Source organism: Pseudomonas sp. HOU2 (genome assembly GCF_040729435.1).
Taxonomy (GTDB): domain Bacteria; phylum Pseudomonadota; class Gammaproteobacteria; order Pseudomonadales; family Pseudomonadaceae; genus Aquipseudomonas.
In genome coordinates, this window is the sequence record NZ_CP160398.1 from 4,963,433 (window position 1) to 4,979,769 (window position 16,337).

A 16,337-nucleotide genomic window follows, 5' to 3' on the forward strand; every position below is an offset into this window, starting at 1 on the left:
TTCACTCTTGTAACAACAGAGCTAAGAACATCCTGAAGCGTAGCTAAGAAAAAATTTTCATAAGGCTTATGCCGAAAAAAACTTATGCGCTTGGCGAAAACCGGCACATTGTTCAGGGCGAAAGCCTTTGTTTCATGCGCTTTAGGGAGCACAAAAAGGCTTGAGGAAAGTTCCACTCACTTTGCGACATACGGCGAAGTACTGCTGAAGGGGAGGGACGCGTAGCGGCAAACGAGCGACAGATTTTTGTCACTCAGGTGATTCACCACCGTTACGTAGCGTTAGTGGGCTAACCGCATCGATCAGGACGCCGAAGTGCTTGAAAGCACTGAAGTTTCCTTTTCTGCGCAACCCGCGAAACGAACTGTCGAGGTGCGAGCGTCACCCCGGCAACCCGCTTGAGCCATGGGCTGCTTCGCGAACCAGTGCCGACGGTGGTCGGCAGCGGAGGAATTTCACATGGCAACGCTCATCGGGATCGTCACTAAAGTCATTGGTCAGGTTTTTGCGCAGGGCACCGACGGCACGCGCCGCGCCCTGGTCGAGGGCGACCGCTTGTTTGCCGGCGATCAAGTGATCACCGGGGCAGAAGGTGCCGTCGCCATTCATCTGCAAAATGGTCACGAGTTGACCCTGGGCCGCGACAGCAGCATGACCCTGTCCGGGCAACTGCTGGCCAATCAGGCCGTACATGTCGATTCCCCTGAAGCGCTGACCCCCAGCGAAGCACAACTGACGGACGTCGAGCAGATTCAGAAAGCCATCGCTGCCGGCGAAGACCCGACCAAAGCGGCAGAGGCCACCGCCGCCGGCCCGAATGCACCGGGCGGCGTGCCGGGTGAGTTGGGTGGCGGTCACAGTTTTGTGCTGCTGACGGAAGTCGGTGGGCGTGTGGACCCGGTCATTGGCTTCCCGACCGCCGGTTTCAACGGCATCCCAGAGTTTCCTGAAGAGCGCCATAACGTCGTCATCGACAATGGCGACAACACGCCAATCGTGCCGCCGCCGGTCAACAATCCGGTGACCCTCAGTGGCCTTGCCGTGCCTGGCGGTGAGCTGACCCTCAACGAAGCCAACCTGCCTGCCGGCTCCTCCGCCAACCCCGGCGCGCTGACCCAGAGCGGCAGCTTTACGGTGTCGGCGCCGGATGGCCTGAGCAGCCTGAACATCGGCGGCATCAACGTGATCAGCGGTGGCGTGGCGGCGGGTTTTCCGCAGTCGATCACCACACAACTGGGCAACACCCTGACCATCACCGGCTACAACGCCGCGACCGGAGTCGTCAGCTACAGCTACACCCTCAACGGCAACGACGCCCATCCGGCCGGTGACGGTGCCAACAGCCTCAGCGAACATTTCACCGTGACCGCAGGCGACAGCAATGGTGACAGCGCCACCGGCTCGCTCGACGTCAACATCATCGACGACGTGCCCAAAGCGGTGAATGACAGTAACGCCAACACCGCCTCGGAAACCCTGCTGACCCTGACCGGCAACGTGCTGACCAACGACGTGCAAGGCGCCGACCGTGTACCCACCGGCCCGGTCACCGCCGGTACGTTCACCGGCACCTACGGCACCCTGGAACTGCACACTGACGGCACTTACACCTACACGCTCAACACCACCGACGCAGACTTCAAAAACCTGCACGGCGGTGGCAATGGCACCGAAACCTTCACCTACACCATCACCGATTCGGACGGCGATACCAGCACTGCGAATCTGGTTTTGCAGATTCACAACAACGACGATCCGGTGCTGATCAATGGCTTGAACGTCGATGGTGGCGAGCTGACGGTCTATGAGAAAAACCTCGGCACTGGCAGCGAGCCGGATTCCAACGCACTGACCCAGAGCGGCACGTTTACCATCACCGCACTGGATGGTGTCACCACGCTGACTGTGGGTGGCATTGCCGTAGTGACCAATGGCGTGGCCGCAGGCTTCCCTCAATCGGTCACCACGCCGTTGGGCAGCACGCTGACCATCACCGGTTTCAACGCCACCACCGGCGTGGTGAGTTACAGCTACACCCTCGATCACAATGACGCGCATCCAACCGGCAACGGCGCCAACACCTTGCCAGAGCAATTTGCCGTCACCGTGGTGGACGACAACGGCACGACGGCCAATGCGACCCTCGACGTCAATGTGGTCGACGACCTGCCCAAAGCGGTGAACGACAGCAACACCGGCACTGCCTCGGAAACCAGTCTGACCCTGACCGGCAATGTCCTGACCAACGACGTGCAAGGCGCGGACCGCGTGCCGACAGGCCCGGTCACCGCCGGTACGTTCACCGGCACCTACGGCACGCTGGAACTGCACACTGACGGCACCTACACCTACACGCTCAACCCGACCGACGCCGACTTCAAAAACCTGCACGGCGGCGGTAACGGTACCGAGACCTTCACCTACACCATCACCGATTCGGACGGTGATACCAGCACTGCGAATCTGGTGTTGCAGATCCATAACAACGACGATCCAGTGATCATCAGCGGCCTGGATGTGAACGGCGGCGAACTGACCGTCTACGAGAAAAACCTCGGTACCGGTAGTGCGCCTGATGCCAACGCACTGACTCAAAGCGGCACCTTCACCATCACCGCTCTGGACGGTGTTACCACGCTGACAGTGGGTGGTATCGCTGTCGTGACGAATGGCGTGGCGGCAGGCTTCCCGCAATCGGTGACTACACCATTGGGCAGCACCCTGACCATCACTGGTTTCAACGCAGCAACCGGTGTCGTCAGCTACAGCTACACCCTCGATCACAACGATGCGCATCCGACTGCCAATGGCGCCAACTCGCTTTCCGAACAGTTCGGCGTCACGGTGGTCGACGACAACGGCACCACTGCCAACGCCACGCTTGATGTGAATGTGGTCGATGATCTTCCTAAAGCAGTGGATGACAGCAACACCGGCACCGCGTCAGAAACCAACCTCACGCTGACCGGCAACGTCCTGACCAACGACGTACAAGGCGCCGACCGCGTACCGACCGGCCCGGTCACCGCCGGGACTTTCACCGGCACCTACGGCACCCTCGAACTGCACACCGACGGCACCTATACCTACACGCTGAACACCACCGACGCCGACTTCAAGAACCTGCACGGCGGCGGCAACGGCACTGAAAATTTCACCTACACCATCACCGATTCGGACGGCGATACCAGCACCGCCAATCTGGTGCTGCAGATCCACAACAACGACGATCCGGTGGTCATCAGTGGCCTCGACGTAAACGGCGGCGAGCTGACGGTTTACGAAAAAAACCTCAGCACCGGTAGCGCGCCTGATGCCAGTGCGCTGACTCAAAGTGGCACGTTTACGATCACCGCTCTGGACGGCGTCACCACGCTGACCGTCGGTGGCATTGCGGTGGTCACCAACGGCGTAGCCGCAGGCTTCCCGCAATCGGTCACCACACCGCTCGGCAGCACGCTGACCATCACCGGTTTCAACGCCACTACGGGTGTTGTGAGTTACAGCTACACGTTGGATCACAACGACGCCCACCCAACCGCCAACGGCGCCAACAACCTGCCCGAGCAGTTCGCCGTCACCGTAGTGGACGACAACGGCACCACCGCTAACGCAACCCTCGATGTGAACATCATCGACGACCTGCCAAAAGCCGTGAACGACAGCAACGCCAATACCGCGTCAGAGACCAATCTGACCCTCACCGGCAATGTGCTGACCAACGATGTTCAGGGCGCCGACCGCGTGCCCACCGGCCCGGTTACCGCCGGTACGTTCACCGGCACCTACGGCACCCTCGAACTGCACACCGACGGCACCTATACCTACACGCTGAACACCACTGACGCCGACTTCAAGAACCTGCACGGCGGCGGCAACGGCACTGAAAATTTCACCTACACCATCACCGATTCGGACGGCGATACCAGCACCGCCAACCTCGTCTTGCAGATCCACAACAACGACGATCCGGTGATCATCAGCGGCCTGGATGTAAACGGCGGCGAACTCACCGTCTACGAGAAAAATCTCAGCGACGGCAGTGCGCCTGATGCTAACGCGCTGACCCAGAGCGGCACCTTCACCATCACCGCTCTGGACGGCGTCACCACGCTGACCGTCGGCGGCATTGCGGTGGTCACCAACGGCGTAGCCGCAGGCTTCCCGCAATCGGTCACCACACCGCTCGGCAGCACCTTGACCATCACCGGATTCAACGCCACCACCGGTGTCGTCAGCTACAGCTACACTCTGGTCGACAACGAGGCACACCCGACCGCCAACGGCGCCAACAATCTGCCTGAACAGTTCGCCGTCACCGTGGTGGACGACAACGGCACCACTGCCAACGCCACCCTCGACGTCAACATCATCGACGACCTGCCAAAAGCAGTGAACGACAGCAACGCCACCACCGCGTCGGAAAGCCAGTTAATCCTGACCGGCAACGTCCTGGCCAACGACGTGCAAGGCGCCGACCGCGTACCGACAGGCCCGGTCACCGCCGGCACGTTCACCGGCACCTACGGCACCCTGGAACTGCACACCGACGGCACCTACACCTACACGCTGAACACCTCTGACGCTGACTTCAAGAACCTGCACGGCGGCGGCAACGGCACTGAAAATTTCACCTACACCATCACCGATTCGGACGGCGATACCAGCACCGCCAACCTCGTCCTGCAGATCCACAACAACGACGATCCGGTGATCCTCAACGGTCTCGACGTCAATGGCGGCGAACTCACTGTCTACGAGAAAAACCTCAGCGACGGCACCAGCCCCGATGCACCGGCGCTGACTCAGAGCGGCACCTTCACGGTAACGGCCCTCGACGGCTTGCAAACCCTGACCGTGGGCGGCATCAACGTCGTCACCGGTGGTGTCGCGGCAGGCTTCCCGCAATCGGTCGTCACGCCGCTGGGTAGCACGCTGACGATCACCGGCTACAACCCGACGACCGGCGTGGTCAGCTACAGCTACACCCTGGTCGAAAACGAAACCCATCCCAACGGCAACGGCGCCAACAGCATCACCGAGAACTTCAACGTGGTGGCGACTGACACTGACGGCAGCACCGCCAGCGGCCAGATCAATGTCAACATCATCGATGACTTGCCGAGTGCGCACGCCGATTCCGCCTCGGTGGCGGAGGGCGGCACCGTCAGCGGCAACGTGCTCGACAATGACATCGGCGGCGCCGACGGCCCGGCCGTGACCGGCGCGGTGGTCGGTGTGCGCGCCGGCTCCGACACCTCGACCTCGGCCATCGGCGGCCTCAACAGCAACATCAATGGCACCTACGGTTACCTGACGCTGGATGCCAACGGCAACGCGGTCTATCACAGCAACCCCAATGCCGTGAACGGCCCCGGTGCGGTGGATGTGTTCACCTACACCGTGCGCGATTCCGATGGCGATGAAAGCACCACCACCATCACCATCGATGTCGCCAACAGCAAGCTGAATGCGACCAGCGATACCGACGTCACCGTCTACGAAAAAGCCCTCGACCTGACCAAGGACGGCGCCGATCTGGCCCCCGGTACGGTCATCGGCAGCGATCCGACCAGCACCGGCGAAACCGCCTCCGGCACACTGGTCGGTTCGGTCACCGGTGCGGTCGGCGCCATCAGCTATGCGCTGGTCGGCAGTGCCACCGGCAACTACGGACAGATCGTGCTCAACCCCAACGGCACTTACACCTACACCCTGACCTCACCCGCGACCACCACGCCGCATGCCGACGACGGGGCCAATACCCTGACTGAAACCTTCACCTATCAGGCGACCGACTCGCTGGGCAATGTGGTCACCAGCACCATCGTCGTCAGCATCGTCGATGACGTGCCCAAGGCGATGAACGACAGTAACGCCACCAGCGCCTCGGAAACCCAGCTGACTCTGACCGGTAACGTGCTGACTAACGACGTGCAAGGCGCGGACGTGGTCGCCACCGGACCGAATGCCGGGCCGATCACCGCCGGTACGTTCACCGGGACTTACGGCACGCTGGTGCTCAACGCCAACGGCACTTACACCTACACGCTCAACCCGGCTGACGCCGATTTCAAGGCGCTGCACGGCGGTGGAAACGGCACTGAGACATTCACCTACACGCTCACCGATGCCGACGGCGATACCAGCACCGCCAACCTGGTGCTGAACATCCACAACAACGACGATCCGGTGGTGCTCAACGGCCTCGACGTCAATGGCGGCGAGCTCACCGTCTACGAGAAAAACCTCAGTGACGGCACCAGCCCCGATACTCCGGCGCTGACCCAGAGCGGTACCTTCACCGTCACGGCCCTGGATGGCCTGCAAACCCTCACCGTCGGTGGCATTGCCGTCGTGACCAACGGGGTTGCCGCAGGCTTCCCGCAATCGGTGGTGTCGCCGCTGGGCAGCACGTTCACCATCACCGGTTACAACCCGGCGACCGGCGTGGTCAGCTACAGCTACACCCTGGTGGACAACGAAAACCACCCGACCGGTAACGGCGCCAACAGCCTCACCGAAAACTTCAACGTGGTCGCGACGGACACCGATGGCAGTACCGCCAGCGGCCAGATCAACGTCAACATCATCGATGACCTGCCGACCGCCAAGGCCGACACCGGCTCGGTGGCGGAGGGCGGTACGGTCAACCTCAGCGTGCTCGGTAACGATGTGACCGGCGCCGATGGTGCAGCGGCAGGCGGGGCAGTGGTCGGCGTGCGCGCCGGCAGCAACACCGCGACCTCGGCGATCGGCGGCCTCAACAGCAACATCAACGGCGCCTACGGCTACCTGACTCTGGACGCGGCGGGCAACGCCATCTACCACAGCAACCCGAACTCGGTGAACCCGCCGGGCGCCACCGACACGTTCACCTACACCATCCGCGACGGTGACGGCGACGAAAGCACCACCACCATTACCATCAACGTTGCCGACAGCAAACTGGTGGCGTCGGTCGATCAGGACGTGACGGTCTACGAAAAAGCCCTCGACCTGACCAAGGACGGCCAGGATCTGGCCCCCGGCACGGTCACCGGCAGCGACCCGAGCAACACCGGCGAAACCGCCACCGGCACCTTGGTCGGCGCGGTCACCGGCGGCAGCGGGGCGCTCACCTACACCCTGGTCGGCAGCGCCACCGGCACTTATGGGCAGATCCAGCTCAACGCCGACGGCACTTACACCTACACCTTGACCTCGGCGCCGAAAACCACGCCGAACGCCAACGACGGCGCCAATACCCTGAGCGAAAGCTTCACCTACAAAGCCACCGATGCGCTGGGCAACAGCACCACCAGCACGATCGTGGTCAATATCGTCGACGACGTGCCCAAAGCCGTGGCGTCGGATCGCTCGGTGGCGGCGGTGGAGATCGATTCCAACCTGCTGATCGTCCTCGACATCTCCGGCAGTATGGCCGACGCCTCCGGTGTGCCGGGGCTGTCACGGCTGGCGCTGGCCAAGCAGGCCATCAGTGCCTTGCTCGATAAATACGATGACCTCGGTGATGTGAAGGTGCAGCTCGTCACCTTCAGTAGTAATGCCACTGACCGGACTTCGGTGTGGGTCGATGTGGCGACGGCCAAGTCCATACTCGCCGGCCTCACCGCCGGTGGCGGTACCAACTACGACGCCGCCGTTGCGGTGATGCAGTCCGCGTTCAACACCTCGGGCAAACTCACCGGGGCGCAGAACGTCGGCTACTTCTTCTCCGACGGCAAACCCAACGAAGGCGACATCAACGCTGCTGACGAAGCCGCGCTGAAAAACTTCCTCGATGCCAACAACATCAAGAACTACGCGATCGGTCTGGGCAGCGGCGTGAGCAACGCCAACCTCGACCCGCTGGCCTATGACGGCATCAGCCACACCAACACCAACGCGGTGGTGGTCACCGATCTCAATCAGCTCAACTCGGTGCTGTCGGGCACCGTCGAAGGCGCGCCGGTCACTGGTTCGCTGCTGGGCGAGGGCGGTACCTTCGGCGCCGATGGCGGCTTCATCAAATCCATCGTGGTCGACGGCACCACTTACACCTATGACCCGCGCGCCAACAGCGGCCAGGGTTCGTTGACCGCATCCGGCGGCACCAATCACGGCACGTTCAACACCGTGAACAACACGATCAGCATCGCCACCAACAACAGCGGCACGCTGGTGATCAACCTCGACACCGGTGACTACAGCTACACCTCGCAAAAAACCACAACAACGGTGATCACCGAGAATATCGGCTTCACCCTCAGCGACAACGACGGCGACCTCGCCAGCTCGACGCTGACCGTGAAAGTGATCCCCAACTCGCCACCGGTGGCGACGGACGACCACGTCATCACCAACGTGCTGTCGAGTAGCGTCACGGTGCCGGGCGAACTGTTGCTGGCCAACGACAGCGACCCGGACGGCGACCCGCTCAACGCCTCGCCAACCACCTTCAACACTGGCTGGGCGGCCAAGGGTGCGGACTTTACCGGTACCGGTGCGATCAACTTCGCCGGCACCGGCAACACCGCGGCCAACCAGGCCCTGGCCGACGTGCGCAACGCGTTCGCCGCCAACACCGCCGCGATGACCGCCGTGCTGGTGGTCAGCGGTTACCTCGGTGCGGTGACCAACGCCAATGCCAACGATGAGGACCTGATCACCGTCAAACTGAAACAGGGCGAGACGCTGAACCTGGATCACAACCTCGCGGCCGGTCACGTCACGATGGAATACTCGGTCAATGGCGGCGCATTCGTCAGCATCGCCGACGGCGGCACCATCACTGCCAGCGCCGATGGCACCTACCAGATTCACGTGACCAACATCAGCAACACCAGCGGCAGCAATCCGACGGCCGCGGAAAACTATCAACTGACGATGACGGTCAACTACGCCGGCGCCCACGACGTGACGCCGGATTTCCACGGCACCTACACCGCTAATGACAACCATGGCGGCAGCGACACCGCCAACGTCAGCATCACCTATCAGGATGGCCACACCCTCACCGGTACGGCCGGGGATGACATTCTGGTGGCGGGCACCGGCAACAACATCCTCAATGGCGGCGACGGCAACGACGTACTCACCGCCGGTTCCGGCAACAACGAGATGCACGGCGGTGCGGGCAACGACTTGCTCTACAGCGGCCCGGGCAATGACATTCTCGACGGCGGCACCGGCATCGACACGGTCAGCTATGCCCATGCCACCGCCGGGGTCACGGTCAACCTCGGCCTGCTCGGTGCGCAAAACACCATCGGCGCCGGCACCGATACGATCAGCAATATCGAGAACCTGGTCGGCTCGAACTTCAACGACACCCTGACCGGCGACAACAATAACAACGTGATCAACGGCGGCCTGGGCAACGACATCCTCAACGGTGGCGGCGGCGATGACCTGCTGATCGGCGGCATGGGCAACAACACCCTGACCGGCGGCCCGGGCGCGGACACCTTCCAGTACCTGAAGGGCAACAGCGGCCACGACACCATCACCGACTTCACCCCCGGCACCGACAAGCTCGACCTGTCGCAACTGCTGCAAGGTGAAAACGGCACCACGGCGTCGCTCGACGACTACCTGCACTTCACCGTCACCGGCAGCGGCGCTTCTGTCCTTACCAGCATCGACGTCAGCGCCCTGGCCGGCGCCACGCCGAACCAGACCATCGACCTGGCCGGCGTCAACCTTGCCAGCCACTACGGCGTGACGCCGGGGGCGGGTGGGGTGGTGGCCGGCGGGCACGACACGGCGACGATCATCAGCGGGATGCTCAATGATCATTCACTGAAGGTGGACACGGTGTGATCAAGGCCTGAAACGACAAAACCCGCCGCTCCGGTTGATCGGGGCGGCGGGTTTTTTCTGCCTGACGGAATGTGTTGCCGGTGCACCCAATCTCCCTGTAGGAGCTGCCGCAGGCTGCGATCTTTTGCCATTGCTCTTTTCGTCATCAAACAAGATCAAAAGATCGCAGCCTCGTTGCACTCGACAGCTCCTACAGAGGAGGGGGGCCAGCCTGCGAGCCGACCAATACCCGACTGGATGCACCCATTCCAACTGTGGGAGCCAGCCTGCTGGCGATAGCGGCCTGGCAAACAACATCAACATCGCGGGTGAATTATTCGGCCACTGTCTGCACGTAAACGTAACTAGCATGAGCATGTTTAAAGTACACGAACCGTTACGCCATAACGGCTACAACGCCTTGCGCCGTTACCTACGCGTACGCCAGAATCCGCCGGCTTACACGGCTATGGGGCGGGCTGTATCGTTTCCCTGTCACTGAAAATCAGTGATCGGGTTTGGTAGCCCGTCTTGAATTGTCGTTCTTGCGACACCTCCAAATGCTGCCTCTTATTGAGAACGGCTTTGTATGGTGGTCATGCGTGGGGCTCATTCGTGAGCGCCGGGTTTTGCCAATTCGACCGGTCTACCAACCCGCGCATGGCCGCCACCCATCGTTTGGTAGCGAGGGGTGATGGCTCCCATTTTTCAAATTGGAGCTTCATCTATGTTCAAAGCCACACCCAACCCCCCAAACACCTCGATCCCGTACGACCCAGCGCTCGAACCGCAGAAGATAAAAGCGGCAACCGACCGCGCCATCAACTTCTACCTCAACCCCGGCGCACTGAAGATTTCGATCCCTACAGCCTCGTCACGCCAGTCGAGCAGAATCTTCCTCATCGACCCCACCGTGGACGAGGAAACCTTGCTCGTCGAAGCCTGCGAATCTCTGGCCGCCGCCAGCGACATGGCCCGCGACATCGGCGACACCGTCGACCACTCACAGCGCCGGGCCATGCTGATGCTGCATCAGGTGATCATGCTCAGTGAACTGATGGTCAACCGGGTACTGGACGGCCGCCGCGTCCCGAACTAATCACCGGTCCCCTGTAGGAGCTGCCGCAGGCTGCGATCTTTTGATCTTGTTTTTCAAGATCAAGATCAAGATCAAAAGATCGTCCGAACGCGGCCCGAGCCTGCGGCAGCTCCTACAGGTCGTAATCCTTTCAAAGTACCTTGATCGGAGTTCCAACTGATGCCCGAAACCCCAACCAATCCGCCGATCACAGAATCGGTATCACCCTACGAATCCCACAACTCCAAAAAACTCCACGAAGCCGCCGAACGCGCCCTCGACCACTACCTCGCGCCCGCGCAAATCATGGCGACGCCCTACACCCCCAGCAGCATGTTCCTGGTCAACCCGCAAACCGACACCGAGTCCCTGCTGGCCAACGCCTGCGAATCCCTGGCCTCGGCCACGGTGATGCTCGGCGATTTCGCCGGGACGCTGGAAGGGGCGAGTCGCAATACGGTGTTGGGCATTGCGCAGGTGGTGATGCTGGGAGAGTTGGCGGTGAATCAGGCGCTGGATAATGTTGTGCCCAAGGAATAGGCGCTGATAGGTCTGGCCTCATCGCGTGCAGGCTCGCTCCCACAGTGGATCCGCGTTGGTCACAGGTTATGTGCCCGGCAAAGATGCCTTGTAGGTGTGAGCCTGCTCGCGATTGCCATTAAACAAATTCGTCCACTTATCCACTAATACACACCGGGATTCCAGTTGCGCCGGTTGACAACGCCCTAAGGACCCAGCCCGCGCCACCGTAAGAGACGAAGCCGAACCCTCCGTTACTTGGGTCGGGCTGTGAGTTGTTCAGACAGCATAGATACGTTTGCTGCGAGTCCTCAACATAAGCACTCTGCAGGGCTTCATAGAGTGGATAGTTCGTAGGATGGTTCGGGTAAAAGGGGGAGCCACCGTGCTGATTCATCCAAACTATTGCCTGTGGCGTGGTCATGACTGTACCGCTGCTGAAAAGCATTGCAACGTTCCTTGTCGTCACTTTGAAGTGCTTCTGTTGGGGCGGAAGAGCGCTGTCCTGGACCGTAATCTCCGTTGTTCCGTTTCCGGTGCTTCTAACGCGGCCAGTACCATCAACTGAGGCTACATTGCTGTTTAGGCTTGAGTATTTGTAAGGAGGAACTCCACCCGTAGCTGGTCTTGCTACTACAGTGCCAGCCGGATCACCTACACGGCGCCACCCGCTGATTCCATCGGCATTGATATTAACGCCATTAATTGTCAGGTCTGATGTATCCACCCTAAGCTCTGAAATCACGTTCACCACCCGCGGATCCGACGAGGCCCCCGTGCCGTACAGCGCCTTGGCAGTAAAACTATGGGACGCTACGCTCAGCCCATTGATTGTCAACGTCCAGATACCGGTCGATGCATCGGCCTTGACTTTGCCCATGGGCACGACGCCGTCCAAGATTTCCACTTCCTGCCCTTTAGCCCCGGAGCCTTCAAGATTGATTGAGGTGTCGAGTGTCATGCCGCCCGGGAGAATTTCTACGCCTTTGGAGTCTTCAGCGTGAATGATGGTCGGGGGGGCGCTGGCCGTCACTGTCAGCGTCCACACCCCCGACTCCGTCCCGCTGCCATACAACGCCTTGGCCTTGAACACATGCTCCGTAGTTGTCAGCCCGGTCAGCTCAACCGTCCATATACCTTTGTCATCGGCCCTGTCCTTTTTGCCAGTGGAGGTGGCACCGTCGAAAATCTCCACCTCAAGAAAGGTATTCGCCGTCCCCGTCAGATGAACAGTGCGGTCAACAGTGTTGCCACCATTATTGATCGGCTGCCCGTTGGAATCATGCGCGGCGGTGATGGCCGGCGCCACGCCATTCAACGCCGTCAAACGCCAGAGGTTAGACGTCGGGTTGTTCGCGTATTGGCCAACGGCCTTTAAGGAGTGCAGCACGTTCAGCGCTAACTCGCTGACGGTATGGGTCCAGATCCCGTCGGGTCCAGCTTCCGCGAAGCCCTTGGAGATCGTGCCGAGGAAAACTTCCACCTTCTGGCCGATAGGCGCGGAGCCGGTGAGTGTGACGCTGGTGTGCACGGTATGACCGTTATCGGGAATGCTCCAGTTGCTCTGATCTTTTACTGAGGTGATGGTCAGTGCGGTATTGGCCGTCACCGTCAACGTCCACGGCGTGGATACCTGCCCAATGCCATACAGCGCAGTGGCGGTGAAGCTGTGAGCGGCCAAGCTCAAGCCTGTCATGGTCAACTCCCACAGGCCGGTCGTCAGGTTAACCGTGGCTTCGCCTTTGACGGTATTGGCATCCTTGATCTGGACTTTCTGCCCTTTGGCGCCGGTTCCTTCAAGCTTGACTTGGGTATCAACGGTGATTGCGCCTTCGGCAATTGCTACTTCTTTGGAGTCTTTCGATCCGGTAATTGCTGGCCGCACATCTTCAAATGCTTTGATCATGTAAGTGCGCACAGGGAAAACCACTGCCTCGCTTTCATTCGTGCTCTTGCCGAACGCTGCCTTGAATTCCATCCTCAGCGTGCTGCCATTCTTGAGGTTTCTCAAGCCTGCAAGGGCGATGCTCCGCTCGTAATAGCCTTGATCGAGCCACTGAGTGCTGACCATTGAGCCTGGTGCCGTATGGATCTGCAGGTTGTAGTCGCTGCCATCCGTGTTCGTCCCTTTCAGACGCAGCCAGACATATTGGCCTGTGGCAATCAACGGCCAGACGCCCATGCGATAGGTGGCATTAGCGGTCAATTTACTCACATCGAACTGTGGACCGGCGCCGTTGTTGTCGGCGTCCAGAATCACCGGCAGGATCAAGCTTGAGTCCGGCAGGACTTCGATATTCAACAACAGCGGCAACGAGGTACGGGGCACAGCGCTGCGGATGACGGTGTACGTCACGGTGACGGTTTTGCCGAGGCTGAAGGCCAACACCGACAGTGGCACCGTGATCTGCAGCCCTTCGCTGACCAGTTGCAGCGGGCTGGTGTGGGAGCCGCCGGCTGCCGCAGTGGCGCCTGTCCATTGCACGCTCAGTTTGTCATCGTGGAGCAGGCTTGCCCCGGGGATCAGCACCACGATTTCAGGCAGAGTCGGCTTGAAGGTGTTGCCGGTCTGACCGCGTACGGTCGGGGCGAGGGGGGCCGTTACGACCACGACCCATGGATCCGATACCTGCCCACTGCCATATTGGGCAGTGGCAGTGAAGTTGTGGGACGCAACGGCCAGTCCCGTCACCGTGAACTCCCAGTCACCATTCTGTGCATCAACGTCAGCCGTACCTTTGACGGTGGCGCCATCCTTGATTTGGACCTTCTCGCCTTTGGCCCCTTTCCCTTTAAGCTTGACCATGGTGTCGACAGTCGTACCGCCATCCGGGATTTCCACCTCGCCAGGTAAACCCTTCACCGAGTCAATAGTTGGTGGTACCAATTCCACCACTTCCCCGACGACAAAAACCAACGGATTCGAATAACTGATCTTGTCCGTCGCATCCCGAACGATGTGGTAGCGCACACTCAACTGTTCACCGCGACGGGCTTCAAAGTACTGCTGCACAAACGCGGCGTTGAGCGGAAATTTAACGTCTTTGCCGGCGCTCAGGGCATTGAGTGTCTTGTGGTCTTCGAACAGCAACTTGTTCGACGCATCATGCAATTGCCAGTGCACCACATCCTTGGGCAGGGTCGGATTGTTCACCGGGTTGGGGCAGGTGACTTCGCTGATGCCGTTGGGCAGGTCCTTGGGTTCCAGCGCACCGTCCTGTTCACCGAGCAGGATGGGCGGAACCAGCTCAAGCCTGGGCTCGCCGATGTTCAGCGGCGCGGCGGGCAGGGAAGGCCGGCGAATGACCTCGTCGTTCTCGCCTTCGCTGAGCAGGTTATACGACACCTTCAGCGTGCCGCCTTCGCCGGGTTTCAGGTAGTCGGGGCCTGAAATGATGACGATGAAGCCGTCGGGGTCATTGGTCTCCTGCAGGGTCGGAAAGATCCAGTCCAGCTCGGGTTCGAAAGCGGTGCCATCCGCCTGGGTGATGCTCCAGAGCAGTTCGATGGCGTTGTCCGCGGTGATCAGCGGATCGAAGGGGAAGCGCACGATCACGTTCGCCAGGTCCGGATCCAGCGCACCGCTCACGGCGCTTTCGACGATGGGGGCTGCCAGGCGTTTGGGTTCACCCTTCATGTTGATGAAGCGGCCTCTGGAGCGTTGAATGATGCGGCCGTCACGTTCCAGATCGAAGAAAAACACCCCCTGGGTTTTTGCCAGTGCCCGGGCACCGTCGTTGTCCATCGGCACCTCGACCACAAGCGGTGGGTTTTTGTCGATGCGCTGGCAAGCGTCGACCGCCACGGGGTCGCCGTCGAGGGTGGTGCCCTGCAAGTGCATGATGATGATGTCGTCGAGTTTGAAGTCGTCGGACGATGCAGCAAAGACCTGGAGCAGCAATTGTTCATTGCCTAACTGGTCGAGGTCGAGTTCGTTGCCGTCAGCCTGTTTGAGAATCGGCGCATCCAGCCGCGAGTTGCCGGTGTCGACGACAATGCGCGCTTCCTTGCACCAGTCCTCGGAGTCGTTGTCGACAAAGTCTCTGACCAGGAATGACACCGCCAGCCCTTCGTTCCCGGAATCACCCGCCGCCAGGATGATGTCTTTACTGATATGGATGACGATCGGGTTATTCAGCGGGTCGTCGATCTGCGCTTGAGTGACCGGCGCCGACGCCACCAGCTTGCCGCCCCAGCTCGCGATGATCACGTCGCCCACGGCGATGTCGGGATAAGGCAGGTTGGAGCCACTGCCGGGTACGGCAACCACCATAATCTCCACACCCTTTTCGGCGGTGTCCTTGTCGACACCGTCCTGAACAATTTCCGGTGGCCTGAATGCCATGTGCAGGTTGGAGTGGCCCTGCTCTGGGTTGGTGTCCTGGCCGGCGGGGATTTCCAGTTTGACCGCGAGTTGGAGCGGTGGAGCAAAAGGCTCCGGCTGTTGAGCGACTCGTGTCACCCGATAGGCCAGCTCCCAGGCGCCGGTCTGAAAGCGGCCCGGTGCGACGAACAGGGTGGTGCGCTGGGTTTGCTCGGCCGGCTGGGTAACGGTTTGCTGGTCGACCGGAACGTTGTTGAGCAGCAGCTCGACCTTGTCGCCCAGACCTTTGTTCGACCAGACCGGGAGCTGCACCTTCAGGCCCAGAGCGGGAAAATTGAGCAGTGCGGCGGCGCGGTTGATGGCCCACTTGCCGTCCGGTAGCAACTTGGCGCCGGGGATTTCGGGGTCGAGCAGCGCGCGTGTACTGATGGCCTTTTTGGGTTGGACGAGCATGACGGGAACTCCTGCCGAACGGTGTGGGCGGTGGAGTGATTGAGCGATCAGACGGGGGATTTGGCTACTGTCAGATCTGACAGGTGAGTATGGATTTTCGACCAGCGGTCACACCCTTGGATTCGCTTTACGGTGTTTCTCAGCCAAAAAGACAACGGCCAGCGAAGGCCGTTGTCCCCT

Annotated in this window: 4 protein-coding genes; 3 read left to right on the forward strand and 1 reads right to left on the reverse strand. The window is 60.6% G+C overall.

Features of this window, described 5'->3' with window-relative positions; all coding sequences use genetic code 11:
* Window positions 1–459 precede the first annotated feature (459 nt).
* The 3 genes from ABV589_RS22540 (at window position 460) to ABV589_RS22550 (ending at window position 11,401) form a co-directional block, all read left to right on the forward strand.
* Window positions 460–9,804, forward strand: a complete 9,345-nt coding sequence (locus ABV589_RS22540) for a retention module-containing protein (RefSeq protein ID WP_367083747.1) — start codon at window positions 460–462, stop codon at window positions 9,802–9,804.
* A 706-nt stretch (window positions 9,805–10,510) separates the two neighbouring features.
* On the forward strand, window positions 10,511–10,882 hold the full coding sequence (locus ABV589_RS22545) for a hypothetical protein (RefSeq protein WP_367083749.1): 372 nt from the start codon (window positions 10,511–10,513) through the stop codon (window positions 10,880–10,882).
* Window positions 10,883–11,041: 159 nt separating this feature from the next.
* Window positions 11,042–11,401: a DUF6124 family protein gene (locus ABV589_RS22550; protein WP_367083751.1), complete on the forward strand. Its 360-nt coding sequence runs from the start codon at window positions 11,042–11,044 to the stop codon at window positions 11,399–11,401.
* 136 nt (window positions 11,402–11,537) lie between these two features.
* Here the strand turns inward: ABV589_RS22550 and ABV589_RS22555 are convergent, their stop codons facing one another.
* A complete protein-coding gene (locus tag ABV589_RS22555; protein WP_367083753.1) occupies window positions 11,538–16,157 on the reverse strand; it encodes a hypothetical protein in 4,620 nt (1,539 codons plus the stop codon).
* Window positions 16,158–16,337: the final 180 nt, after the last annotated feature.